The organism is Runella sp. R0.1_18, from assembly GCF_057652155.1.
Map to the genome: position 1 here is coordinate 391,718 of NZ_JBYFCK010000001.1, position 25,093 is coordinate 416,810.

Below are 25,093 nucleotides of genomic sequence, written 5' to 3' on the forward strand. Positions count from 1 at the left end.
AAGTTATTGTCCTTGTCCCAATGAAAAAGCAGGTGTACCATCAAAAGCGTAGAGATTTTCGGTCTTGATGATGTCAATGTTGTACTCGCTTGCGGCCTCCAACAGCCCTACGATTTGTTGCTTGTCTAACTCGGTTGTTCCGACGGGTTTAAAGCGGCAGCGCCAGTGGTCGGTACAAAACGTTTCGGGAAAACCTTCTGGCCAAACTTTGATACCACGATTGGTAATCATGCTCAATGTTGCTTCGGAGGTATTGATTTTCTGCACCATAGCTGCCAATTCATCAGCACTTTCGCCGTCCCAATGCACAAACAAATCGACCCCTAGCAGTTCTTTTTTCTTGGGAGCTTTGCGTTGGTACTTTGGTAGGTTAAACGAAGCGCCTGCGGCATAACTTACGGCATTGAGTTGGCTAGGCTTTTCACCCAAATTTTTGATAACTGCCTCGGCAAACTCTTTGGTTCCTACTTTTTGTTTGCTAACCCCTTCTTTGTAAATATCGTAGGTATGGATGCCTTCTTCGATGGTTTTGAGCCACGCATTTTGTACTTTTTCGGCCACGTCAGTCTGCCCAATGTGATTGAGCATCAGCACCGCTCCTTGCAATAAGCCCGACGGATTGGCCATGTTTTGACCTGCTCTTCGGGGTGCCGAGCCGTGAATCGCCTCAAACATAGCACACTCTTCGCCGATATTGGCCGAACCCGCCAAACCTACCGACCCCGCAATCTGAGCGGCCACGTCGCTAAGTACGTCTCCGTACAAATTCGGCATCACAATGACGTCAAAGGCTTCGGGCGTGTCAGCCATTTTAGCGGCCCCAATATCAATAATCCAGTGTTCATTTTCGATGGTAGGGTATTCTTTCGCAATTTCATCAAAGACTTGGTGAAACAGTCCATCGGTTTGCTTCATGATGTTGTCTTTGGTAAAACACGTCACTTTTTTACGGTCGTAGTTTTTGGCATACTCAAACGCATAGCGAACGATTTTTTCACAGCCTGGGCGGCTAATCAGTTTCAAACATTGCACTACCTCGTCGGTTTGTTGGTGTTCGATACCTGCGTACAAATCTTCTTCGTTTTCGCGCACAATCACGATGTCCATTTGCGGGTGTTTTGTTTTCACAAAAGGGTGTAAACTAATACACGGACGGATGTTGGCATACAAACCCAAAAACTTACGCGTAGTTACGTTCAAACTTTTGTAACCACCACCTTGGGGAGTCGTAATGGGTGCTTTCAAGAATACTTTGTTGCGACGGATAATGTCCCACGATTCTTTGGCAATCCCTGAGGTGTTACCTGCTAAATACACTTTTTCACCCACCTCGATTTCATCTACTTCAATTTGCGCCCCTGCGGCTTTGATAATGGAAAGAGTGGCATCCATGATTTCGGGACCGATGCCGTCGCCCTTTGCTACCGTAATTCTTTTCATTAATAGATTTGTTTTTGGTTGACGGTGCAAAGGTCTGTAGTAATATTTATAAATTTTTATTTAACTTTACAATAGCTATCATAAATATTTTTTATGAATTATACCCTTAATCAGCTACGAATATTCCTCAAAGTGGCACAAACACGCAGCATTACGAAAGCTGCTGAAGAGCTGCATTTGACGCAGCCTGCGGTTTCGATTCAGCTCAAAAACTTCCAAGAGCAGTTTGATATTCCGTTGATTGAAGTACTCAACAAAAAAATCTATGTCACTGATTTTGGCCGAGAAATAGCCGAAGCTGCCGACAAGATTTTGGCTGAAGTGTATGCCATCAATTACAAAATGCACGCCCACAAAGGCCAACTTACGGGTAAACTCAAGTTTTCGGTGGTATCGACGGGCAAGTACATCGCCCCTTACTTCATTACCGATTTTATCAGACAACACCCTGGCGTAGAGCTCCAAATGGATGTTACCAACAAAGTCCAAGTGGTGGCTAGTCTCGAAAAAAATGAGGTTGATTTTTCGTGGGTAAGTGTCTTGCCTGACACCCTAAAAATTGAAAAAATTGAGCTCATGCAAAACAAACTTTTCGTCGTAGGAAATACCGAAACGCAGTACAACGAAGCGCTTTATGATAAATCCATTTTTGAAAATATCCCACTTATTTATCGAGAACAAGGGTCAGGTACGCGGCATGTGATGGAAAAGTTTATTCTGCAAAACAACCTTCCCGTCCGCAAAAAAATGGAATTGACCTCCAACGAAGCCGTCAAACAGGCCGTGATTGCGGGACTTGGGTATTCCATCATGCCGCTCATTGGCATCAAAAACGAACTGGTCAATCAGCAACTACGCATTATTCCCGTCGAAGGTTTTCCTATTACTTCTACTTGGACATTGATATGGTTGAAAGACAAAAAGCTTGCGCCCGTTGCCCAAGCTTACTTGGACTACGTGACGCAAGAAAAACAGAACCTAATTCATGAAAAGTTTGCTTGGTTTGAAAGTTATTAAGTAAAAAAAGGGCATAACTGAGTTTCAATGATAATGTACAAAAACCCCATTCATGATGCTTAGTCCACTCTTCGTCAGCATTTTACTGTTTATCAGTATTTTAGCCATCATCATTTTAAGCTCACGATACAAATTCAATACTTTTTTTGTGTTGGTACTCGTAGCGATGGGCGTAGGATTTGCCGCAGGGATGGACGGAGAAATTGTACTCAAAGCCCTTAAAACTGGCTTTGGAAGTACACTCGAAAAAATTGGTTTACTGATTATTTTGGGGGCAACGCTGGGCGTTATTTTGGATAAAACCAACGCTACCCTTAGTCTCGCCCATTTTGTTTTAGCTAAAACGGGCGAACGCTACGCTCCCTTGGCCGTGAGTATCATTGGTTTTTTGATTGGACTACCGATTTTTTGCGACTCTGGCTTTGTCGTGTTGAGCGGGCTTGTCGTTTCTTTGGGGCTTCAATTGCCCCAAAAGCGAATATCTCTTATCGGCTGTTTGGCTACTTCGCTTTATGCGGTGCATTGCTTGGTTCCTCCACATCCTGGAATTACTGCCGCCGCTGGCGTCCTGAATGTCGATTTAGGAAGAGCCATGTTACTAGGCGTAGTTGTCGCATTACCCGCTGCCATCGTGGGGTATCTGTACAGCCTTGCTCAGCCAACTCCCATTCTTGCAAGCAGCGATAAAGATACCTTACCTACACCGACAATTCCGACCAAAAATCTTCCTTCTCCTTTGCCCTCATTTCTCCCGATTATCGTTCCTATTGCCCTCATTTCGCTCAAATCAGTCGTATTGCTTAGCCCCGAAGCATTACCTCCTGTTTTACTTACAATGGTCAAGTTTTTGGGTGAGCCCATTCCTGCCCTTATTGTTGGCTTACTGCTGACCTTACCATTGTTTCGTCCACTGCAAAAAGACCAGCTCAATGCCCTTTTCGACGATGCCATCTCCAAAGCAGGGCCGATTTTGATTGTAACGGCAGCGGGAGGTGCTTTTGGAGAAATCATCAAAGGGCTTGAACTCGGAAAAGTCTATGGTTCGGCCATTGCTTCGGGTGGCTGGGGACTGCTTATACCGTTTGGATTAGCCGCTATCTTCAAAACAGCCCAAGGGTCTTCCACGGTTGCCGTTGTTTCCACTGCTTCGTTAATTGCGCCTTTGTTAGATTCATTAGGTTTTGCTTCCGAAACTGGCACGGTACTCGCCCTACTTGCTACGGGTGCAGGTTCGATGGTGACTTCACACGCCAACGATTCTTACTTCTGGGTCATTTCTCGCTTTGGCAATCTGAGCGTATCTCAGACCTTACGTCTCTTTTCACCAGCCTCTACCCTGATGGGCCTGGTCGCATTGGGGATGGTTTATCTCCTGAAGTTTATACTTCTGTAAGCGTGCTAAGGGTTGCTCACAACCCGAGTAACCCTCAGCACGCCATTATGGGCACCCTTCGGTACAATTATTCGACACGCTGAATCGCTCAGGCGCCCCCGTCCACCTTCGACATTCGCAGAATTTCTTGTACTTTTGAGGAATATTTGTCCATCTTCCCCGAATGAGATACCACCGTGTGTTGGTCGAAGCGATTGTTTTTTCGCTCGGCGAAATTTTTGAAAAAGGCCGTCAAGCCGATAAAGTGATTGAGCAAGTCCTCAAATCAAACCGTAAATGGGGTGCTCGCGACCGCGGTTTTATCGCCGAAAATACCTACGAAATCGTCCGCTGGTGGCGGTTGTTATTGTTTGTAAGTCAAGAAGAACGACCCGCTTATAGCGATATTTTTGCCATTTGGCAGACGCTCAAAGGCAACGAACTTCCCGCCTGGACCGAATTTGCCCACATTCAGCCGCAGCGTATTCGTCAAGCTTACGAAGAAGCCAAGAAAATCCGAAAAGTCCGCGAATCCATCCCCGATTGGCTCGACGAAGTGGGCGCTGCGGAATTAGGACAGAAATGGGATGATGAGCTGCACGCGCTCAACCAAACCGCCCCCGTTGTTTTACGCGTTAATACCCTCAAAACCAACCGCGAAGCACTTCAAAAGCAGTTGGCCGAAGATGGCATTCAGACGAACCCGCTTCCTTCGTTGCCGTCTGCATTAGCGTTGTCAGAAAAGAAAAATGTATTTCAAACGGAGGCGTTCAAAAACGGCTTTTTTGAGGTTCAAGACGCGGGTTCGCAGGTGATTGCTCCCACGCTCGACGTTCAGCCTGGAATGCGGGTGATTGATGCTTGCGCAGGCGCGGGTGGAAAAACCCTGCATCTAGCAGCATTGATGCAAAACCAAGGGCGATTGATTGCCATGGACGTAGAAAACTGGAAACTAGATGAACTTCGCCGCCGCGCACGTCGCAATGGAGTAAGTAACGTAGAAACGCGCCTCATCGAAGCCAAAACCATCAAGCGTCTTCGCGAAACTGCCGATCGGGTACTGTTAGACGTACCTTGCTCAGGTTTGGGAGTGCTTCGGCGAAATCCTGATTCTAAATGGAAGATTATGCCCGAATTTTTGGAACAAATTCGCCAAACGCAGTACGATATTTTAAGCCATTACTCACAAATGGTTAAACCTGGCGGCAAATTAGTCTATGCCACTTGTAGTATTTTACCCTCAGAGAGCGAAAATCAGGTGCAGCGTTTTCTGAAAGAGCAAGGTCAACAATGGACGCTTGAAACCGAAACGCGCACCTCTCCCGCCCGCGACGGATTCGACGGGTTTTATATGGCATCGTTGGTAAAACCTTGTTAAAAACCACCTTTTTTACGTTATTTGTCCAAGGAACCACTCACCCATAATGCTTACCATTCAAAGCAACGTTTCACTCAAGCCGTATAATACCTTCGGTATCGATGCCACCGCACGCTACTTGGTAGAAGTAGAAAACGAAGAAGACATTCAGACACTCCTTCAACTTCCCAACGCACATACGTCCCCAATGCTCATTTTGGGCGGTGGCAGCAACCTTCTCCTCACGCAAGATTTCAACGGGTTGGCGGTCAAAATCAACCTCAAAGGCATTCAAGTTGTGAAAGAAGACCAAGAACACGTGTGGGTACGGGCTGGTGCTGGTGAAAGCTGGCACGGTTTTGTGATGCACTGCGTCGAAAAAGGCTGGGCAGGTATCGAAAATTTATCTTTGATACCTGGTACTGTCGGAGCTGCCCCCATGCAAAATATTGGCGCGTACGGTGTCGAAATCAAAGACACCTTCGACCGCCTCGAAGCAATACAGTTATCTACGGGCGAGAAACACATTTTTACCAATGCCGATTGCCGCTTTGGCTACCGCGATAGTGTGTTTAAAAACGAAGTGAAAGGCCAATATATCATCAGCAGTGTTCAGTTTAAGCTGGCTAAACAACCCACTTTTCAGGTGTCGTACGGCGACATTCAAACGACCCTTACGCAAATGGGCGTGAAAGAATTGAGCATTCGAGCAGTAAGTGAGGCCGTCATCAAAATTAGACGTAGTAAACTCCCCGACCCCGCCGAAATCGGAAACGCGGGCAGTTTTTTCAAAAACCCCGAAATCCCTGCTTCGCAGTATGAGGCACTTAAAATCCAATACCCAGCCATTCCAGGCTATGTTATCAATGACAGTACCGTAAAAGTGCCCGCAGGTTGGTTGATTGAACAAAACGGCTGGAAAGGAAAACGTTTTGGTAGCATTGGAGTTCATACCCGACAAGCGCTGGTACTGGTAAACTACGGCGGAGGAAAAGGCGCTGATATACAACAGCTTGCTTATAAGATTCAAAACTCAGTCGAAGAGCAATTTGGCATTCGGTTACATACAGAGGTGAACTTCATATAAAAAAAAGTTGGCCAGAAACTAGCCAACTTTTCGGAACCTTCCTCTTTTTTAACCAAAAATTAAAATTTTTGATGTTTCCTTAAAAAACAAACCTCTATATCTTTTTACTCTCCTTTTTTTGTCTTTTTGGTTTATATTTATTGGAGAGTTGTTAAAACTTATCTGTAGCAGCTTAATTTACTCACTGCGCTTTTTATAACATAAAATCTTCGCCAAATCGTTCTAAAGACAACTGAAAAGTTCCCTTTAAACGGCCAACTGCCCGAATCTGTCTATTCTCTCCTAAAATGCGTGTTCGTACACGTATAATTTGTCTTTCAATTCTTTTCGGGCAATGTGAATTCGGTTTTTCACTGTCCCAATCGGAATACGCAAACGCTCCGCAATTTCATGGTATTTGAACCCTCGGTAGTGCATCATAAACGGCGTACGGAACGATTCTTCTAACGAATCTACGGCGCGGTTGATGTCATTCATTATAAATGTCGAAGGCGCTTCGTTATCAGTACTATTCTCAAGCGAATTGATGTAATACAAATTTTCAGATTCGTCGATGAAAGTATTCTTTCTTACCATGCGCTGATAGTTGGTAATGAAAGTATTTTTCATAATTGTGTAGAGCCACGCTTTCAGGTTAGTTCCATCAGCATATTTTTCTCGGTTAGTAAATGCCTTCAACAAGGTATCTTGAAGCAAATCATTGGCATCATCATTGTCTTTGGTGAGGCGCATTGCAAAAGGTTTCAATGACTTTGAAACTTTTGAAATATTGTAAGTGAATTCTATGGCGGTCATGGTCTTGGGATTGTTGATTTTTGTTTAACCTTTATGAAGCAAAGTTAAACAATAACATTTTACAATACCAAACCTATTTTGGAAATTATAGAACAAAATCCTACTAATTTTATTCTAAGCGACCAATTTTAATGTCTTTTACAATGCCTTTTTTCCAAAAAAATACGCCAAAAGAGCCCAAAAAAAGGACTTTAACACAAAAAAGTACAATTTTCAATTTTGTTTAATTTATAGGAAAATAAGTTAAACAAAATCTAAAATTCTAATGTCTGTTTAATATTGTTAACAATACATTAAACAAAATAACCCCTATTGACCAAAAGAAGCAACAAAAAAACGCCACTTTCGATGGCGCTTTTTTTGTGTATCTACCTACCTCAAAATGAGAGACCTTTTAGAGTGCATAATAAAAATCTAGAGGGTTGGGGTACAGAAACGAATAAGGAAGGTGCATTTGCAGGCGCTCCGACGAAATCAATTTGTAAGGTGCCGAAGCATCATCTTCAAACGTTGGAGGAATATACCCAAACGGTTCGCAACTCCCCAAATAAACCTCGCGGCGAGTGGGATGCTGGGGCGAAACCACATTATAGGTTTGATTCCATGCTTCGTTGGGTAAAGATAAAAACGTTTCAATGATTCCGATGGCGTCGTCGCGGTGGAGGTAATTGACGGGTAAATGCCCCGTCGTCAGATTTTTTTTGCCCGATACGTATTTTGCAGGAATGCGCTCGTAGCCCATCAAGCCACCGCAACGAAGCACTAGCCACGTTTTTCCTACATTCTGTATGATACGCTCGGCTTCCACCAAGGCGGGTGCCGCCGACTCCTCGGGCGTTGTTACGTCGTCTTCTACCGCCGTCCGATTGTCATCGGCATAGACCGACGTTGAACTTACATAAATCACGCGCTGCACCGAGCTATTTTTTATCAAAGTAGCCAAGTGCTCGATTTGGGCAGGATGAAACGTTGCGCCCGTCTGCGCCAATCGCGGCGGGATGTTTACCACCAATACTTCGGTATCCAACAAATAATCCCAGCCTATTCCTTTCGGTTCGGGCGATAATTGCAGCCAAAGCGGCTCAATCCCTGCTTGACGCAGTTCGCTCAATTTTTCGGCACGGGTTGTTGAGCCCCTTACTACGTGTCCTTGTTCTATGAGTTTTTTGGCCAAAGGCAAGCCCAGCCAGCCACACCCTAAAATGCTTACTTTCATGGTTTTTCAAAACGTAAAGTTGCCCATTGGTTGAGCGTTTTTTGAACTGCTAGCTTTAGCCCAACTTCTTCGGCCTTTTGCTTAATATCTTCAATATCAAACTCGTAAAACCCACTCACCATCAGTGTACCACCCGCTTTCAAAAACGTTTCATAGATAGGTATTTCTCGAAGCAAAATGTTGCGGTTGATATTGGCCAACACAATGTCGTAGGTATCGTGGGGACAGTCTTCGATAGTTCCTTGAAAAACGGTCATGTGTTTACAACCATTCATCTCGGCGTTTTCAACGGCGTTGAGATACGCCCATTCCTCGATGTCGAAAGCGGTGAGTTTAGTCGCTCCCAACATTTCTCCCAAAATCGCCAAAATACCCGTGCCACTTCCTACATCGAGCAACGATTTTCCCTGATGATCCAGCGAAAGTTGCTGTTCCATGACCAACGTAGTGGTTTCGTGGTGCCCCGTTCCAAACGACATTTTGGGGTCAATCACAATTTCGTACTGAAACGCAGGATTCGGTTCGTGGTACGACGCACGTACGCGGATTTTTCCCGCCACTTCAATCGGCTGGTAGTTTTTCTCCCACTCTTCGTTCCAATTTTTGGGTTCGAGCTGTTGGTATTCCACCACAATCGGCGTCATCGACTGGTAGTCGTCAACCAATTGCTGAAGTTGGGCAGCGTCAAATTGTTCATCTATAATATAGGCCAAAAGCCCTTCGTCGGTTTCGACAAACGACTCGTAGCCAATTTGGCCTAATTCAGCCATAACGATTTCGTTAAAATCAGGATTAAGCGTCAAACGCGCTTCATAATAAGTAGCAGGCATAGTTTCATAAATTACCGTTTCGCTGCAAAGGTACGCCCAATCTGATTTTAAACTACATTTGCACAAACCATTCATGTCTGATGTTTTACGTTACCACTACCCAACTTCCTTTTGAACAACTTACCTCTGATTTTGAGGGAGAATTGTATTTCGACACCACCACCCCGCACCAAGCCATTCGTAAATTGTATTCTACCGATGCTTCGGTTTATCAAGAAATGCCCTTGGCCGTGGCTTTGCCGCGCAGTAGTAAGGACATTCAACAATTGATTGCGTTTGCAACCCGCCATCAACTTACGCTTATTCCAAGAGCCGCAGGTACATCGCTTGCGGGGCAAGTGGTGGGCAATGGCATTGTCGTCGATATTTCTAAATATTTTGATAAAATTCTGGAAGTCAACCCACAAGAACGTTGGGTTCGGGTTCAGCCTGGCGTCATTCGTGACGACCTCAACGCCTTTTTGAAACCTTACGGCTTGATGTTTGGCCCCGAAACATCCACGGCGAGTCGGGCTATGGTTGGAGGGATGATTGGCAACAACTCCTGCGGCCTCCACTCCATCAGTTGGGGCACTACCCGCGACCATTTATTGGAAGTAAAAGCCCTGCTTTCCGACGGTACCGAAGTTCATTTTGGTTCCGAGGTTTCAAAAGTTAATTCACCCAAAAATACCGAAGGCGATTTGAGACAAAAAATCGACAACGAGATTTTTGCCCTGCTTTCAACGCCTTCATACCAAGAAGAAATCCATAAAAACTTCCCAAAAAAAACCGTCACTCGACGCAACACAGGCTATGCCCTCGACGCCCTGCTCGATACAGTTCCTTTTGGGGGAACGGAAGCGTTTAACCTGTGCCGACTCATTGCAGGTTCGGAAGGAACGCTGTGTTTTGTGACCGAAGCCAAACTGAATTTATTGCCGTTGCCTCCTGCCGAGTTGGGCTTGTTGTGCATTCACTGCACGTCGCTACATGAGTCGTTGTTGGCCAATGGTCTTGCTATGCGTCATCAACCATTGGCGTCGGAATTGGTGGATAAATACATCATGGATTTTACCAAAGGCCACAACGAATACCGGCACAACCGTTTTTTTATCGAAGGTGACCCCGCTGCTATGCTCATGGTCGAGTTTGGTGCCGCTACCCGCCCCGAAGTAGAAGCCATGGCCAGCCGCCTTGTAGCCGAGCTAAAAGCGGCCAATTTGGGTTATGCTTACCCGCTTTTATTTGGCGACGAATCGAAAAAGGCGTGGGATGTGCGCAAAGCAGGTTTGGGACTTATCCGAAACCTCCCAGGTGACACCCAGCCCGTCAACCTCATTGAAGACTGTGCCGTAGCCGTAGAAGACCTTCCCGATTACATTCAAGACTTGGGCGAAGTGCTTCAAAAACACGGCGTTCATGTGTCGTATTATGCCCACGCGGGCGCGGGTGAGTTGCACGTAGAGCCAATGGTCAACCTGAAGACGTCCGAGGGAAAAGCTACTTTTCGGGCGATTTTGGCCGACACAGCCGTATTGCTCAAAAAATACAACGGTTCGCTCTCAGGCGAGCACGGCGACGGACGGCTTCGCGGGGAATTTATTCCGTTTATGATGGGTGAGCAGGTGTATGAGCTGTTTAGAAAAGTCAAAGCTATTTTTGACCCTAACGGCGTATTTAACCGTGGTAAAATCGTGGATACGCCGCCCATGAACGAATTTCTGCGCTACCAACCCGACCAAATTGCACCCAAAACCGAAACCGTTTTTGATTTTAGCCACCAAGAAAGTATCCTTCGATTGGCAGAAAAATGCAGCGGTTCGGGCGACTGTCGCAAGACGCAAATCACGGGCGGAACGATGTGCCCCAGCTACATGGCCAGCCGCCGCGAACGCGACACTACCCGTGCTCGCGCCAATATGCTTCGCCATTTTTATACCGAGGCTACGCCTACTTCTACCAGCGCCGAAGAAACGAAAGAGATTCTTGACTTGTGTTTATCGTGTAAAGGCTGTAAATCGGAGTGCCCATCGAGCGTGGACATTGCCAAAATGAAGGCAGAGTTTCTGCAAAGCTATTATGACAAAAATGGCGTACCGTTTCGCGCGCGTTTGATTGCCAATTTTACGCAACAAATGAAGCTTGCGAGTCTCGTGCCATGGGCGTATAATGCTGTTTTTGGCACCGAAAGCCTACGCAAAATCGCCAACCGCATCGTCGGTTTTCACCCCGACCGCACCATGCCGATGCTGAGTAGTACCACTTTGAAAAATTGGGCAAAGGGCAAAAGACAGGTGGCAAAAGGCGATAAGCAAGGAGTAAAAGGGCAGGTTTATCTTTTTTGTGATGAGTTTACCAATTTTAACGACGTAGCAATTGGACAAAAAGCGATTCAATTGCTCGAAAAACTAGGCTACGAAGTTATCATTCCTAATCACCTCGAAAGCGGGCGAACATACCTTTCTAAGGGACTGGTTAAAGAGGCCAAAAAGATTGCCATCCAAAACGTAGCGTTGCTGAAAGACTTGATTTCGAGTGAGACGCCGTTGGTAGGCATCGAACCTTCCGCCTTATTGACTTTCCGCGACGAATACCTTGATTTAGTCCCCGAAAATCTCCGTCAAGACGCCCAAAAATTAGCCCAAAATGCGTTGTTGTTTGATGAGTTTATCGCTCGCGAAATCGACGCCAAAAACATCCGTAGCAATCAATTTACGGGAGACCGCCAGCTTATCAAACTACACGGCCACTGTCACCAAAAAGCCCTTGGTTCGCTGACCCCTACGAAGAAAATGTTGTCATTGCCGCAAAACTATCAGGTACAGCTGATTCCGTCGGGGTGCTGCGGAATGGCGGGGTCGTTTGGATATGAGCAAGAACATTACGAACTTTCGATGCAAGTAGGCGAATTGGTGCTTTTCCCTACGGTTCGACAACAGCCCGACGATGTGCTCATCGCCGCCCCAGGCACCAGTTGCCGTCACCAAATCAAAGACGGTACGGGCAAAAAAGCCCTCCATCCCATTGAAATTTTGTGGAATGCCTTGCGTTAAAGTTGACCCTTAATCACTATTTATTTACACCAAATGAAGATGCGATTTTTGTGTACGTTGTTATTGGGAGCGATGCAGTGCCTTGCGCAACCCAATGTTCACATTCGGGGGCATTTTGAGGGTTTTCCGTCCTCAAATTACCAAATTTCGATCAGGCCCTCGAACGCTCTCTATTCGTCGAGTTCGATTGCGAAAGGACGCACAGATAATCATGGCAACTTTGAAACCGATATTCGTTTAGAAACAACCCAGAAAGTTTCCATTGATTGCCTCGGTTATCGGGTTGATTTTATTTTATCGCCCAACGATACCCTCGTTTTTTGCAACCCGAGTCGTACGCAATCACCTCAGGTGCAAGGTCGTACGGCCGCTTTGCATCATTTTTTGTACGAAAGTATGCTTCTTGGGCGAGATTCTTTGGCCGATAAACCGCTGGTGAGGCACATGTCGTTGGATAATTATAGTACCATCGTCAATGACCTCGCGGATCAGTATTGGGAGCGCTTCCAACGAACGTGTGATACTACCCATTCGTTTGTGAACACCTACGTCATGGCGTCCATTGAAGGACAAAAGTATATTCGTAAACAAGCGCACATTCGGTCGCAGGGTGAACTGTACATCAACGAAAAACCGCCGTTTAAACTCCTTTCAGACGACGCCCGCGTCGCTGATTTATATATCTCGTCTGTTAACCAGCATTTTTTGGGAACGAGTTTAGACATGGGTATGGTGCGAGGGGCATTGGTGATTGCCGACAGCAGCCAATGGGAAAAGTCTTACGATACGCTTTCGGAAGGGCTCCAACACCTCCCTCACACGCGCGAGTTGACCCTAGCCCAGCTTACCCACCGATCGCTTTTTGCCCGTATGACCGTAGGAATGAACCGCAAACCGACCAACTTTAAGCGACTTTTGGAACGTTTTCAGAAAGAGTTTCCTTCTTCTCCTTATTTAGACGCTATCAATGACGCAGTCTATACCACTGAAGTGCGTTTTAAACCCATTGAAAAGCCCAAAAATTAAGCCAATTTAAAATATCGAATGTAGAGTGCAGAATGTCGAATTAAATCCACTTATTCGACATTCTGCATCGCACAGGCGACCCTGTCTGCCCTCGACACTCCAAAATCAGTTTTATTTCAACTTCGTCAGTTCCTCTTTGACAAAATTCATTAACTCAGTGATGTAGCCTTTTGAGAAGTCAAAAGGAATGTTGGCTGCGGCGTAAATCTGGCTAATCGGAACGGTGTAGCCCAATTTCAAGGCGTTCAAATACCCTTCAAGACCCTTTTGTGGGTTTTGTTTGTAATTGCGCCACACCCCTACGGCTCCTAGCTGCGCCATGCCGTATTCAATGTAGTAAAACGGTACTTCGTAAATGTGGAGCTGTTTTTGCCAAATGTATTTTTTCGCGTCTTCGAGCCCGTTCCAGTCGGTTATGGAGTCACTGAATTGTTCATAAACCGCTAACCACGCTGCTTGCCGTTGCTCGACGGTATGAGTAGGATTTTCGTACAACCAATGTTGGAATTTATCAATCGTTGCTACCCAAGGTAAAGTTTCGATAATCGACTCCAAGTGCTGGATTTTAGCGCGGCGCAGGTCATCTTCGTTATCAAAAAACACATCCCAATAATCCATTGTCAACAATTCCATGCTCATTGAGGCCAATTCCGCCACTTCAGCAGGAGGGTTTTTGAAGGCGTTGAGCATCAAATCCCGCGTCACGAAATTGTGTACGGCGTGGCCGCCTTCGTGCAACAAAGTCACCAAATCGCGCAGGTTGGAGGTAGCATTCATAAAAATGAACGGCACTCCTATTTCCTCCAACGGATAATTGTACCCGCCTGGCGCTTTTCCCTTTCTTGATTCGAGGTCGAGATGACCCATGGCTTTCATAATCCGTAGATAATCACCCAATTGTGGATCAAGGTTCGTAAAACAAGTAATCGTTTTTTCCAACAATTCTTCCCCCGTACTAAACGGTTTTAGCGGCGGGCGGTTTTGGGGATCCACTTTAAAATCCCACGGGCGAAGCGCTTCCAATGCCAACGCTTTTTTACGCTCTTGGGCCATGTCATTGAGCATAGGCACCACTGCTTCTGCCACCGATTCGTGAAAGTTGAAACAATCTTGTGGCGTGTAATCAAAACGACCAAGCGCCGCAAACATATAATCGCGGAAGTTAGTAAAACCTGCGTTGGTAGCGACTTCATGCCGCAAATCGCGTAGTGAATTGAGTAATTGGTCTAGCGTATCTTTGTCGGCCAAGCGGCGTGATTGAATTTGTTGCCAAGCTTCTTCACGCACCGCACGGTCGGTTGATTGCAATATATCCGATGCTTTTTGGAGCGTCATTTCTTCCCCATTTATTGTCACCGTCATCGCCCCGATAATCGCGCCGTATTTGGCTTGCTCGGTCTGGATTTGCGTTTGTAATGGAATATTTTCTTCCCTAAAAATCTCAATCGCTTTTTTCATTCCGCGCAGCGCTACCTCAAAACCTTGGTCTTTGAGTTCGTTCAAAAAAGGGCTGGCCAAGGCTTTCTTATCCAACTCATTTCCGTAGGTACTCAACTGTGGCTGAAAGTTTTCCACAAAATCGTTAAACTCTTGTTGATATTGTTCGCTGCTGGTATCGCAGGTCATGCGGATGTATCGCCACGCGAAATTTTCCGACAAGTACGACTCCAATTCACTTTTATCCAGAAACCACTGACGAAGCTCGTCGGTCGATTCAATGACGCGGTTTTTTAGATTTTCATAAAAAGGTTGAAGTTGTTCCCAAGTTGTCAAAGAAAATTCCTCCCCCAAAAACGGACGGGGCGGTCGCTGCGGTATGGTAAGTGCTGACATATAGCTAATTTTGCAATGTTTTGATTTTGTTGTCTAACAAAAGAACCTAAAAATTGGTTTTTCTGAAAACATCGGACATATATTTCCCATGCTACTCAATTTTCTCCTTGTGCTCGGCACGTTTGTTTTTATGGAAGGCTTTGCCTGGTTCACGCACAAATACATCATGCACGGCATCATGTGGAACTGGCACGAATCGCACCACGTACATCACAAAGGCTGGTGGGAAACCAATGACCTCTTTGGCATTATTTTTGGCGCGTCGGCTACCGCCCTCATCGTAGTGGGCTCAGAAGTGGAATCGCTTCGTTGGTTGATGTACGTTGGTTTTGGCATTACCCTGTACGGCATTGGGTATTTTCTTTTTCACGACGTGATTGTTCACCGTCGGGTAAAAATCAAATTTAAAACCAGCAATCGTTACCTCAACCGAATCATTCGGGCGCATTATATTCATCACAAAGTCCACGAGCGCGACGGCGCCGAGGCATTTGGGTTTTTGTATGCCCCCAAAAAATACGAGAAAGCCTCCGTGAAGGGTGAATAATAACTCTCAACTACTTCTCAGTTTTTATAGTAGTTTTCATTTGGGCGCGTCTTTTTTCCCAAAATACCAGATTAAGATTATGACAAGATTGTTTTACTGCTGCGCTTTCTTGTTGGCGCTCACGGTAAGTTCGTTTGCCCAGAAAAAGAAAAAAGCCGCATCAACGACGAAAGATGCGATTTTAGTTTTTGCTAAAACCAAGGGATTCCGCCACGCTTCTATCCCCAAAGGGAAAGCCGCGTTGATGTTGCTTGGTGAACAAAACAAATTCGCCGTAGATACGACTGAAGATGCGAGCGCATTTACGTCCGAGAACTTAAAAAAATACAAAGCAGTGGTGTTTTTGAGTACCACAGGCGACGTCCTCAACGATGCTCAGCAAACTGCTTTTGAGCAATACATTCGCGGGGGAGGCGGCTACGTAGGGATTCACGCGGCGGCAGATACCGAATACGATTGGCCTTGGTACAATCAATTGGTGGGTGCGTACTTTTTAAGCCACCCCAAGCAGCAAAGCGTGGACGTGGTGGTACACAGCCAAAATCACCCTTCGACGTCTATGCTTCCTGACCGTTGGAAACGTTTTGACGAATTATACAACTATAAAAAAATTGTGTTGGGGATTAAAGTCCTCGCCACGCTCGATGAAAGCACCTACAAAGGAGGCGCAAACGGGGTCAATCACCCGTTTATATGGTATCGTGAATTTGACGGAGGGCGCTCGTTTTACACAGGTGGCGGCCACACCGACGAATCGTTTGTAGAACCATTGTTTGTCCAACACCTTTTAGGCGGCATCGAATACGCCATGGGACGCAAGTCCGTAAAGAAACCAATGTAAGGGGTTACGTTGGCACCTGAGTACAATCACGAGAAAGGCAGGCCCGCAAGGAACCTGCCTTTTTTATACACCAAAAATCAGCGAAAATGATGCTAAAACTGCGTTTTTTTTGGTACTTTACACAAAATTCTATTACGACGTTTCTTACCCATGAAGATAAGAGGTAAAAGTGTATTTAAGTACCAAATACACACCCCTACAACCGTTCAAATGCTTCTTAGTCCCCGACGCCAAGAAGGGCAAGCTGTCTTAAAAGAAGAATTTCACATTGAGCCTTTCGTTCCTTTTAGTACTTACAACGATTGTTATGAAAACCATTGTGTACGCGCCGTTTTGCCCGTCGGTCAGCTAACGATTACTACCGAAATAGAAGTGCTGGTCAACGAAGAAGAAGCGCCAAATGCTCCTTTCCCTCCTTACATTTTGGTAGAAGATTTACCCATCGAAACGTTGGTATATCTTTCTCCGAGCCGCTATTGCCAGTCGGACTTACCAGAACTCCAAAACCTAGCAAGCCAAATCGTAGGCGATGCCTCTTGGGGCTATGAGCAAGTAGAAGCCATCAGACGCTGGATTTATCAACACATTCGTTACCAATACAATACCACCCACTCAAGCACTACTGCCTTAGATTTGGTTTATCAACGAGTAGGCGTATGCCGCGATTTTACGCATTTGGGCATTGCCTTATGCCGAACGCTGTCTATTCCTTCTCGAATGACCGTCGGCTACCTCGACAAGCTCAATTTCATGGATTTACACGCCTGGTTTGAAGCCTACGTAGGCGACAAATGGTACACTTTCGACGCCGTTCAATCAGAAACCCACGGCTACCGCGTTGTCCTTGGCTACGGCCGCGACGCCGCCGACGTCGCGATGGTGACACAATTTGGCAATGCCACCCTCAATTCGCTGGAAGTAGAGACGGAGCTGTTGGAGGAATGAAAGCGGCAGATTGTTCTTTCTAGAAACCTTTTAGGCTACTAAGATGACATTCCTACAGAACTGCAAAAGCCTGTACTTGCCTTACTTGAAGGTTATCCCTCCCTTTCAAACGCGTTTAGTCTAAAAATAACATCTACGCTAATTTTTCTCTAACAACAAAATATCTTGAAAATTAGTAGAGATAATTTTCAAATTCTCATCCACTAATAATGTGTATGGAATACCCGTAATTTTGAGCTTTTGTACAAGTTCACCTTTAAAGCCACCCTTTAGCTCTAAAAGTTGAGGCCAGTTCAGCCCATCTTTTTGAATTGCTTTCAACCAATTCTCCCTCTCTTCATCTAATGAAATACTTATTATCTCTATTGATTTTTTTTCTAGTAACTTTTGATGCTCTACTAACACCTTATTCTCATACCGACAAGGCCCACACCAGGAAGCCCAAAAATTCAATATTGTTTTTCCCTTTATCATTGTACTTAATTGCCTCATTCTTCCTTGTGTATCAAAAACTATGAAGTCTGTTAGTATTTCGCCAATGGCATTTTGTTCGTTTTTTTCGATTTCTTTTTGCAAATCACGACCTTCTTCTGAATTTTGCAATTCTTCGGAAAGCCCCAAAAATTGCTTTTTAGTCCTTTGTACTCCGCAATAATACATTGCTTGATTTACTAAAAAGAGAGATAAATAGGACGTCTTATGAGTATTGGCATACTTTTCAACTTCATCACCAATCATTATATTCCTTTTAAGTACATTCTTTTCAGTCTGTACGATTTTATTTTGCACGTTCATTTGCGAAATAAAATCTTGAGATTCTTGTACACCCTCAATGAACAATGTTTGCAACCTATACTCCTTCTGACCTTCATACTTATACGGAGCTAAGTTTACTTTAATTACTCCATTTGTCAACCATACTCCTAGTCCTCCCTTCACTTTATCTGTATTTATTATTGCAAGGCAGGGGTGTTCTATATAACCTTCAAAAACAAATTTTCCATCAATAACCTTTGAGGTAGGCTGCTTTATTTCATTATTACCGATAATCATAATAGTAATTGTTGATACACTATCTGCATTACTAATTTTTCCCTCTAGCCGAAATACTTGTTTCTGGGCACATAATTTTAAATTAATGCCTATAAAAAGTAAAATAAAAAAACTTCTCATAACTATCTCTGGGTTTAAGTAAAAATCACTTATTATATTAACTAATTTCTATAACGTTGTAATCATTATATTATTTCAATAGGTTAACGCATTAAAAATAGCTTCATAGAGTCACCCCCTTTCATAAGTGAGTTACAAGCGACCCGTCTAATCATTCTTAGATTTTTATTAAAAAATTTTATTTTATATATAGTATATTTATATATAAAAAATACTTTTATTAAAATAAAATTCAATTATTTAGAAAACCTCCTTTTATGCTCTGGCACTACCTCACTTTTGCTTGGCGCCGCATTCGGCGTGAGAAGAAAATCAACCTAATCCGCATCGCTAATTTAAGTATCGGACTGGCGAGTGGCTTGGTCATTTTTCTTATCGTCAACTACATGTTGACATTTGACCGTTATCACCCTGAGGTAGAACGCTCGTATTGGGTAGTAACCGATCTAAAAAGAGAAAAAACGCTTCAAACCGATGCTGCTCCTCGCCCTCTGGCCGAAGTGCTCCGCCGCGATTATTCGTTTGTAGAAAGCGCTGTTAAATTAGAAACCTTTTTTGGACGTACCATCAGCATTCCTAATGGCCAAGGAGGTTGGGAAAAGAAGTTCAATGAATCGCGAAACATGTGCTTCACTGAGCCTCAGTATTTTGATTTGTTTGGGGTAGAATGGCTCAGTGGCGACCCTCAAAAAGCCTTGGCAACGCCCAATGCCATCGTCATCAGTGAGCGATACGCCGAGAAGTATTTTCAAACCACACTCGCCCTTGGAAAAACTGTACGCCTAGACAATCGGGTCAATCTGACCGTTACGGGTATCATTAAAAATCCACCCTCAAACACCCAACTTCGTTACGACGGGCTCGTCTCCTACGCAACTCTCGCCAATTTGGAGCCAGCTGCTGCTCTCAACGATTGGTTAGGGCTTCAGAGCATGTGTTTTGTGCGACTGCGCAAGGGCATTTCTCCCAATCAACTAACCACTGCCTTGGCAGCCGTTCAGAAGAAGCATTTGCCAGCGGCTCAAATTCGCAACTTTTCTTACCAAGTACTTCCACTGACGGAGCTCAATCACGCTCGAAGCGGCATGGCACCTCGCCCTATTTTGTTTGCTCTAATGGCCGTTGGGTTGTTGCTTGTGGCAGCGGCTTGTATCAATTACGTCAACTTGGCCACCGCCCAAGCCTTGCAACGCGCCCACGAAACGGGCGTTCGCAAAGTGGTGGGTAGCAATCGCTGGCAATTGATAAAGCAGTTTATGACCGAAACCGCCCTGCTAACTTTCGCCGCCGTACTTCTTGCCTTAATTTTGACCCAGTTGGCCTTACCCGTAGTCAATGACACGCTCACTCAGCAAGACCAAACGCTACATCCCAACATTTCGGTCTTAGATTTGTTTACCCCCAATGCGCTACTTTGGTTTGTTCCGCTGGTATTGGGTGTGGTTTTTTTGGCGGGTTTTTACCCTTCTTGGGTGCTCTCGGGTTTTAATCCAATCAAAGCCCTCGCGGGGCGATTGACCAGGGCCAAAGGCGGGTTCACCATTCGGAGAACACTGATAACGGGACAATTTTTACTCACCCAGCTCTTTTTGATTGTAGTATTGGTCATTACCAGCCAACTTCGGCACATGCAAAAAGCCGATTGGGGCTTTAGAACCAACGACAAATTGGTGGTTTGGTTACCCAAACAAGGCCCTATTCCTTACGAACGGTTGCGCAAAAGTTGGTTAGATACGCCTGGGGTACAATCCGTTACCTTTGCCAACGAACCGCCCGTTTCTCCCTACAACCGTCCCAGCCCGTTCAGTTATCATACCTCTACAGAACCCGAATCGTTTGAAATCCTCGTCCGCACCGCCGATGAGCACTACCTCTCTGCTTTTGGGCTTTCTCTCGTCAAAGGGCAGAATTTTAGCAAAAAGGATACCTCTCGCCACGAAGTACTGGTGAATGAAACTTTTGTAAAACAGCTCGGCATCGCTTCCGCTTCCTCCAATGAAATCATCGGAAAACCCATTCGTATCAAAGGTGCGGAGCACGTTATTGCGGGCGTTGTTAAAGATTTTCGTACGGGAAATTTGCACGAGCCCATCCGTCCAATCGCGCTGTTACATGACTTATCTCACAGCTCAATGGCGATTCTCACCTTTGCACCCTCGGCAGTGTCCTCGGCTAGTAACGCAGTTGAAGCAATTTGGAACAACACTTTTCCAGAAGATATTTATAGAAGGAGTTTCTTGAATGAACTGCTCGACTCTTTCACAAAAATGGAGCAACTATTGGCTGGTTTTGTACAGATTTTCGCCTTTATTGCCATCGCCATGAACTGCCTCGGTCTGTATGGCTTGGTGACGTTTATGGCCGAAAAACGGGCGAAGGAAATTGGCGTTCGGCGAGTGCTTGGCGCGCGAACCGAACAATTGCTGTGGGTTTTTGGGCGAGAATTTAGTCGCTTATTGTTGGTAGGATTTGCCATTGCCGCCCCCCTAGGCTGGTGGCTTACGTCGGGTTGGTTGCAGCAATACGCTTATCGCATCCAAATGAGCGGCTGGTTTTTGGTGGCTACACTCGGGCTTATGGTTGCCATTACCGCCGCCACCATCATAGGCCATGCAATGAAAGCCGTCGTGACCAATCCCGTGAAACACTTACGAGCAGAGTAAATAACACGATTTGAAACCAATAAAGTAATGCTCAAAACAAAGCACCACGCTCAATGATGAACGTGGTGCTTTTAACTTGATACCTCACTAATTCTTCTTCAATTTCTCTTTAAACACCTTACGGAACTTATCCACTTTGGGTGCTACCACGAAGGCACAATAGCCTTGGTTTGGGTTGTTGGCAAAATAGTTTTGGTGGTATGCTTCGGCCACATAAAACTTCTCTGCTTTTGCCACTTCTGTTACAATAGGCTTGCTGTAAGCTCCCGAGGCGTTCAGTTCTTTAATGGCTTTTTCGGCCAACTGTTTTTGCTCATCGTTGTGGTAAAAAATGACCGAACGGTACTGCGGCCCAACGTCGTTGCCTTGGCGGTCTTTGGTCGTTGGGTCATGGACGCGGAAAAATACTTCCAATAGCTCCACGTAACTTACCTTTTTAGGGTCGTATTTGATTTCCACGCATTCGGCATGGCCCGTTACTTTGCTACATACTTGTTCGTAAGTAGGGTTTTCAATAAAACCACCCGAATACCCCGACACCACCGACTCCACACCTTCCATCTCGTGATAGACGGCTTCGGTACACCAAAAACAACCCGTACCAAAGGTCGCGGTGGCCAATCCTGTCAGCGTTTTTGCTTTGTCTTCCATTTGTTCGATTTTTTTTGCCGACTGTCCACACGACGAAAGAGCCGTCAACGTCAGCGTTCCGAGAATAAGTTTTTTAAGGAATGTCTTCATAATTAATCAACAAAAAAGGGGTTGTGAAAGTGCCTTGGCGTGTTTCCCGCAAATACATACGAGAAAAGACGTAATTTTAACGAACTTTGCAGCGAAAAGTTTTGTGATACAATTATCTGACTTTTAATTCAAAGCGAATGTCAGCCATCTGACACTTTTTCCAAAATGACGAGAACCGAGCTTTCCACTTTAGGCGAATTTGGGCTAATTGAGCGCATCAATCAGCAATTTACTCCTGTTTTGCCCCAAACCATCAAAGGAATTGGTGACGACGCTGCCGTCATCGACACGGGCAGTGATGAATATACTTTAGTTTCGACCGATATGCTCATCGAGGGTGTTCATTTCGATTTGAGCTACGCCCCTCTAAAACATTTAGGCTTTAAGGCCGTGGCCGTCAACGTCTCTGACATTGCTGCCATGAACGGCACTCCCCGCCAAATTACGGTGAGCATTGGGCTAAGCAACCGTTTTTCGGTGGAAGCCATTGATGAGCTGTATGCAGGTATTCAAGCGGCCTGTGAAGCCTACAAAGTTGACTTGGTAGGAGGCGACACGAGTGCGTCGCGGTCGGGGCTAGTGTTATCAGTGACGGCCATCGGAACGGTCAAAAAAGACAAAATCGCGTACCGAAGCGGCGCCCAGCCCAACGACGTCATTTGTGTGACGGGCGACTTAGGCGCGGCGTACTTAGGACTTCAATTGCTCGAACGCGAAAAAAGGGAGTTTTTGGAAAACCCCAACATGCAACCCCAGCTTGAAGATAAGGCTTACTTGGTAGGCCGTCAGCTCAAGCCTGAAGCACGTACCAACATCATTTATGAGTTGAATGATGCCGATTTGGTACCTACTTCAATGATTGACGTATCCGACGGATTGGCGTCCGAAATCTTACATTTGTGCAAACAATCAGGAACGGGTGCCCAGATTTTTGAAGAACATATCCCTGTCGCCGATGAGACATTCCTCACCGCCGATGAGTTTAAATTAAGTCCTTTAACGGCGGCATTGAACGGTGGCGAAGATTACGAGTTGTTGTTTACGATTAAACAAACCGACTACGAAAAAATCAAAAATTCACCGCACATTAGTTTTATTGGCTTTATGACCAATGACCCCTCTGCCGTAGAAATTGTGACCAAAGGAGGTGGCCGCTTCCCCGTGCAGGCGCAAGGTTGGCAGCATTTGACGCAGTAGTGTGTTCGGGTTGCTCACAACCCGAACTGCGGCGTGTGGGTTGTGAGCAACCCACACCACAATACTACATATTCACGAGGGTGCTTCCGCGAAGTACGGGCACAACGTCGTATAAGTCGCGCTGCAAGCAGTAGGCAATGTCTTTATGAATTCCTAAACGCTGCAAACGACGCACGTGCGACGAGTTGGCGACGTATCCTAACAAGTCATTTTGGGCTTGTTGGTACGCCCGCATGGCCATCAAAGCACTGTCTTCTCCGATAATGTATTCGTCTTTAAGGGCATCGACCAACGCTCCCGCAAACAATGTATCTTCCAAATTAACCCGACCTTTCCAGCCCGCACACAACACGAGTACGTCGTAAGGCTGCGATTGAAGGTGGTTAACAATGGCTCCTAAATTCAAAAATGCGCCCACCAATACTTTCACCGCCGAAGTTTTGGCTTTAGTGATGGATAAAGTACCGTTGGTGGTCGTCATCGCAATGTTTGCCCCCACTAGGTCTTCGTCCATGTAGCTAAACGGCGAATTGTCGAGGTCAAACCCTTCGACTTTCATGGCATTCCGTTCGGCAGCGGCGATGTAGCCTTTTTGTTGAAGTTCAAAGCATTCTTCCACCGTGGCCACGGGCGTGATACTTCCTACGCCATAAGCCAGGCCCGTCACCATGCACGAGGTAGCCCGAAAGATGTCCGTTACTACAACAATCGTATTATCAATATTATGAAGGTGAAGCAAATCGGGGGTTAAACAAACATCAATTGATTTCATACAAAAAATATTAGACCGTTGGTTTTACAAAAGGCAATTTCACTACTTGGGCTTTGAGCAAACGCTCGCGTACTTTTACAAAAATTTCACTTCCGACTTTGCTGTTTGCCAATGGAACATAGCCGAGTCCAATTCCTTTTGACAAAGTTGGCGACTGCGTTCCTGAGGTAACATGCCCAATCACATTTCCGTCGGCATCACACAATTCGTAGTGCCCGCGTGGGATTCCACGGTCAATCATTTCAAAACCTACCAATTTATTGGCAAGACCCGCTTGTTTTTGGGCAAGAAGGACGTCTGAATCAATAAAATTTTTGGTAAACTTAGTAACCCAGCCAAGTCCCGCCTCCAACGGCGAGGTCGTATCATCAATATCGTTTCCATAAAGGCAATAGCCCATTTCCAAACGCAGCGTATCGCGTGCGCCAAGGCCAATTGGTTTGATACCCAGCTCTTTGCCTGCCTCAAAAATACCTTTCCATACTTCTACAGCGTATTCTTTTGGTATGTATAACTCAAAACCACCCGCACCCGTATAGCCAGTGGCAGAGATGATGATGTCAGGCAAACCCGCAAACGTACCTTTTACAAAGGTATAATAGTCCATTTCTGACAAATTAACCTCGGTGAGCGATTGCAGCGCTTCGGCAGCTTTAGGGCCTTGAACGGCAAACAAACAAAGGTCGTCCGAGATGTTCTGCATTTCAACACCTTCGGTATTTTGGCCCTGAATCCAATTCCAATCTTTTTCGATATTAGAAGCATTGACGACCAAAAAGTATTCATCCGCACTCACTCGATACACCAACAAATCATCCACTACCCCACCTTTTCCGTTGGGGAGATAGCTGTATTGAATTTTTCCGTCAAAAAGCACCGAAGCGTCGTTGGCCGATACGCGCTGAATCAAGTCTAAAGCTTTGGGTCCTTTGACAATAAACTCACCCATGTGCGACACATCAAACACACCCACTCCGTTGCGAACGCAGTGGTGTTCTTCGAGGTCAGACGAATAGCGAACAGGCATTACGTAGCCCGCAAATGGTACCATTTTTGCCCCCAACTGTTGGTGTAGGTCGTTAAGAGGAACTGTTTTTAGTTGCTCAGTCATGTTCTTGGCTTGTTGAAATTTTGGGTGCAAAGCTACCTTTCTAAATTGACAATCAGAAAAGTGCAGGTTTTGAAAAACGAGTTATTTCAAAAAAA

General features: G+C 45.5%; 20 protein-coding genes. 11 read left to right on the forward strand and 9 right to left on the reverse strand.

The features are described from left to right. Nucleotides 1-3: 3 nt before the first annotated feature. Nucleotides 4-1,440, reverse strand: coding sequence for an NADP-dependent isocitrate dehydrogenase (locus AC23P2_RS01690; protein ID WP_472491024.1), 1,437 nt, complete (start codon nt 1,438-1,440; stop codon nt 4-6). 93 nt (nt 1,441-1,533) lie between these two features. On the opposite strand from AC23P2_RS01690, the gene AC23P2_RS01695 reads away from it, so the two are divergent. The 4 genes from AC23P2_RS01695 to murB all read left to right on the forward strand — a co-directional run bounded on the left by AC23P2_RS01695 (nt 1,534) and on the right by murB (nt 6,273). Further along, nucleotides 1,534-2,457 carry a LysR family transcriptional regulator gene (locus AC23P2_RS01695; protein ID WP_487771584.1) on the forward strand — a complete coding sequence of 308 codons (924 nt, stop codon included), beginning with the start codon at nt 1,534-1,536 and terminating at the stop codon, nt 2,455-2,457. A gap of 52 nt (nt 2,458-2,509) precedes the next feature. Next, nucleotides 2,510-3,850, forward strand: a complete 1,341-nt coding sequence (locus AC23P2_RS01700) for a GntP family permease (RefSeq protein WP_487771585.1) — start codon at nt 2,510-2,512, stop codon at nt 3,848-3,850. 163 nt (nt 3,851-4,013) lie between these two features. After that, nucleotides 4,014-5,207 carry an RsmB/NOP family class I SAM-dependent RNA methyltransferase gene (locus tag AC23P2_RS01705; RefSeq protein WP_487771586.1) on the forward strand — a complete coding sequence of 398 codons (1,194 nt, stop codon included), beginning with the start codon at nt 4,014-4,016 and terminating at the stop codon, nt 5,205-5,207. 46 nt (nt 5,208-5,253) lie between these two features. Further along, nucleotides 5,254-6,273: a UDP-N-acetylmuramate dehydrogenase gene (gene murB, locus AC23P2_RS01710; RefSeq protein WP_487771587.1), complete on the forward strand. Its 1,020-nt coding sequence runs from the start codon at nt 5,254-5,256 to the stop codon at nt 6,271-6,273. A 282-nt stretch (nt 6,274-6,555) separates the two neighbouring features. Here the strand turns inward: murB and AC23P2_RS01715 are convergent, their stop codons facing one another. The 3 genes from AC23P2_RS01715 to prmA form a co-directional block, all read right to left on the reverse strand. Next, the gene (locus AC23P2_RS01715) at nt 6,556-7,068 is read right to left on the reverse strand and encodes an RNA polymerase sigma factor (RefSeq protein WP_487771588.1); all 513 of its coding nucleotides are present in this window, start codon (nt 7,066-7,068) and stop codon (nt 6,556-6,558) included. 394 nt (nt 7,069-7,462) lie between these two features. Continuing rightward, entirely contained in the window at nt 7,463-8,284 is an 822-nt protein-coding gene (locus AC23P2_RS01720) for an NAD(P)H-binding protein (protein WP_487771589.1), read from the reverse strand. Continuing rightward, nucleotides 8,281-9,189 carry a 50S ribosomal protein L11 methyltransferase gene (gene prmA, locus AC23P2_RS01725; RefSeq protein WP_487771590.1) on the reverse strand — a complete coding sequence of 303 codons (909 nt, stop codon included), beginning with the start codon at nt 9,187-9,189 and terminating at the stop codon, nt 8,281-8,283. The genes AC23P2_RS01720 and prmA overlap by 4 nt, the downstream gene beginning before the upstream one ends. A gap of 5 nt (nt 9,190-9,194) precedes the next feature. On the opposite strand from prmA, the gene AC23P2_RS01730 reads away from it, so the two are divergent. Next, nucleotides 9,195-12,149, forward strand: a complete 2,955-nt coding sequence (locus AC23P2_RS01730) for an FAD-binding and (Fe-S)-binding domain-containing protein (protein ID WP_487771591.1) — start codon at nt 9,195-9,197, stop codon at nt 12,147-12,149. Nucleotides 12,150-12,182: 33 nt separating this feature from the next. After that, nucleotides 12,183-13,175, forward strand: coding sequence for a hypothetical protein (locus tag AC23P2_RS01735; RefSeq protein ID WP_487771592.1), 993 nt, complete (start codon nt 12,183-12,185; stop codon nt 13,173-13,175). A gap of 111 nt (nt 13,176-13,286) precedes the next feature. On the opposite strand, the gene AC23P2_RS01740 is transcribed toward AC23P2_RS01735, so the two are convergent. Beyond that, nucleotides 13,287-15,008 (reverse strand): M3 family oligoendopeptidase, encoded by a 1,722-nt coding sequence (locus AC23P2_RS01740; RefSeq protein WP_487771593.1) that lies wholly within the window; start codon nt 15,006-15,008, stop codon nt 13,287-13,289. Nucleotides 15,009-15,096: 88 nt separating this feature from the next. Here AC23P2_RS01740 and AC23P2_RS01745 point away from each other — a divergent pair, with 88 nt between their 5' ends. The 3 genes from AC23P2_RS01745 (at nt 15,097) to AC23P2_RS01755 (ending at nt 17,341) form a co-directional block, all read left to right on the forward strand. Continuing rightward, nucleotides 15,097-15,555 carry a sterol desaturase family protein gene (locus AC23P2_RS01745; protein ID WP_487771594.1) on the forward strand — a complete coding sequence of 153 codons (459 nt, stop codon included), beginning with the start codon at nt 15,097-15,099 and terminating at the stop codon, nt 15,553-15,555. 79 nt (nt 15,556-15,634) lie between these two features. Then, a complete protein-coding gene (locus tag AC23P2_RS01750) occupies nt 15,635-16,396 on the forward strand; it encodes a ThuA domain-containing protein (protein ID WP_472491000.1) in 762 nt (253 codons plus the stop codon). Between the two features lie 210 nt (nt 16,397-16,606). Further along, the gene (locus tag AC23P2_RS01755; RefSeq protein WP_487771595.1) at nt 16,607-17,341 is read left to right on the forward strand and encodes a transglutaminase-like domain-containing protein; all 735 of its coding nucleotides are present in this window, start codon (nt 16,607-16,609) and stop codon (nt 17,339-17,341) included. 138 nt (nt 17,342-17,479) lie between these two features. On the opposite strand, the gene AC23P2_RS01760 is transcribed toward AC23P2_RS01755, so the two are convergent. Further along, nucleotides 17,480-18,514 carry a redoxin domain-containing protein gene (locus AC23P2_RS01760; protein WP_487771596.1) on the reverse strand — a complete coding sequence of 345 codons (1,035 nt, stop codon included), beginning with the start codon at nt 18,512-18,514 and terminating at the stop codon, nt 17,480-17,482. A gap of 257 nt (nt 18,515-18,771) precedes the next feature. Between AC23P2_RS01760 and AC23P2_RS01765 the strand changes: the two genes are divergently transcribed. Next, entirely contained in the window at nt 18,772-21,177 is a 2,406-nt protein-coding gene (locus AC23P2_RS01765) for an ABC transporter permease (RefSeq protein ID WP_487771597.1), read from the forward strand. Nucleotides 21,178-21,264: 87 nt separating this feature from the next. Here the strand turns inward: AC23P2_RS01765 and msrA are convergent, their stop codons facing one another. After that, nucleotides 21,265-21,918 (reverse strand): peptide-methionine (S)-S-oxide reductase MsrA, encoded by a 654-nt coding sequence (gene msrA, locus AC23P2_RS01770; RefSeq protein ID WP_472490994.1) that lies wholly within the window; start codon nt 21,916-21,918, stop codon nt 21,265-21,267. A gap of 165 nt (nt 21,919-22,083) precedes the next feature. Here msrA and thiL point away from each other — a divergent pair, with 165 nt between their 5' ends. Beyond that, the gene (thiL, locus tag AC23P2_RS01775) at nt 22,084-23,115 is read left to right on the forward strand and encodes a thiamine-phosphate kinase (protein WP_487771598.1); all 1,032 of its coding nucleotides are present in this window, start codon (nt 22,084-22,086) and stop codon (nt 23,113-23,115) included. A 64-nt stretch (nt 23,116-23,179) separates the two neighbouring features. Here the strand turns inward: thiL and AC23P2_RS01780 are convergent, their stop codons facing one another. Together AC23P2_RS01780 and gcvT are read right to left on the reverse strand one after the other, a co-directional pair. Further along, nucleotides 23,180-23,887 (reverse strand): 2-phosphosulfolactate phosphatase, encoded by a 708-nt coding sequence (locus tag AC23P2_RS01780; protein ID WP_487771599.1) that lies wholly within the window; start codon nt 23,885-23,887, stop codon nt 23,180-23,182. Nucleotides 23,888-23,897: 10 nt separating this feature from the next. Further along, a complete protein-coding gene (gene gcvT / locus AC23P2_RS01785; RefSeq protein WP_487771600.1) occupies nt 23,898-24,998 on the reverse strand; it encodes a glycine cleavage system aminomethyltransferase GcvT in 1,101 nt (366 codons plus the stop codon). Nucleotides 24,999-25,093 lie beyond the last annotated feature (95 nt).

Coding starts and splice junctions, on each gene's coding strand:
- AC23P2_RS01690 (WP_472491024.1), bottom strand. CDS start 1,440: ATGAAAAGAATTACGGTAGCAAAGGGCGACGGCATCGGTCCCGAAATC.
- AC23P2_RS01700 (WP_487771585.1), top strand. CDS start 2,510: ATGATGCTTAGTCCACTCTTCGTCAGCATTTTACTGTTTATCAGTATT.
- msrA (WP_472490994.1), bottom strand. CDS start 21,918: ATGAAGACATTCCTTAAAAAACTTATTCTCGGAACGCTGACGTTGACG.
- murB (WP_487771587.1), top strand. CDS start 5,254: ATGCTTACCATTCAAAGCAACGTTTCACTCAAGCCGTATAATACCTTC.
- AC23P2_RS01745 (WP_487771594.1), top strand. CDS start 15,097: ATGCTACTCAATTTTCTCCTTGTGCTCGGCACGTTTGTTTTTATGGAA.
- AC23P2_RS01755 (WP_487771595.1), top strand. CDS start 16,607: ATGCTTCTTAGTCCCCGACGCCAAGAAGGGCAAGCTGTCTTAAAAGAA.
- AC23P2_RS01780 (WP_487771599.1), bottom strand. CDS start 23,887: ATGAAATCAATTGATGTTTGTTTAACCCCCGATTTGCTTCACCTTCAT.
- AC23P2_RS01720 (WP_487771589.1), bottom strand. CDS start 8,284: ATGAAAGTAAGCATTTTAGGGTGTGGCTGGCTGGGCTTGCCTTTGGCC.
- prmA (WP_487771590.1), bottom strand. CDS start 9,189: ATGAATGGTTTGTGCAAATGTAGTTTAAAATCAGATTGGGCGTACCTT.
- thiL (WP_487771598.1), top strand. CDS start 22,084: ATGACGAGAACCGAGCTTTCCACTTTAGGCGAATTTGGGCTAATTGAG.
- AC23P2_RS01760 (WP_487771596.1), bottom strand. CDS start 18,514: ATGAGAAGTTTTTTTATTTTACTTTTTATAGGCATTAATTTAAAATTA.
- AC23P2_RS01765 (WP_487771597.1), top strand. CDS start 18,772: ATGCTCTGGCACTACCTCACTTTTGCTTGGCGCCGCATTCGGCGTGAG.
- AC23P2_RS01735 (WP_487771592.1), top strand. CDS start 12,183: ATGAAGATGCGATTTTTGTGTACGTTGTTATTGGGAGCGATGCAGTGC.
- gcvT (WP_487771600.1), bottom strand. CDS start 24,998: ATGACTGAGCAACTAAAAACAGTTCCTCTTAACGACCTACACCAACAG.
- AC23P2_RS01705 (WP_487771586.1), top strand. CDS start 4,014: ATGAGATACCACCGTGTGTTGGTCGAAGCGATTGTTTTTTCGCTCGGC.
- AC23P2_RS01750 (WP_472491000.1), top strand. CDS start 15,635: ATGACAAGATTGTTTTACTGCTGCGCTTTCTTGTTGGCGCTCACGGTA.
- AC23P2_RS01740 (WP_487771593.1), bottom strand. CDS start 15,008: ATGTCAGCACTTACCATACCGCAGCGACCGCCCCGTCCGTTTTTGGGG.
- AC23P2_RS01715 (WP_487771588.1), bottom strand. CDS start 7,068: ATGACCGCCATAGAATTCACTTACAATATTTCAAAAGTTTCAAAGTCA.
- AC23P2_RS01730 (WP_487771591.1), top strand. CDS start 9,195: ATGTTTTACGTTACCACTACCCAACTTCCTTTTGAACAACTTACCTCT.
- AC23P2_RS01695 (WP_487771584.1), top strand. CDS start 1,534: ATGAATTATACCCTTAATCAGCTACGAATATTCCTCAAAGTGGCACAA.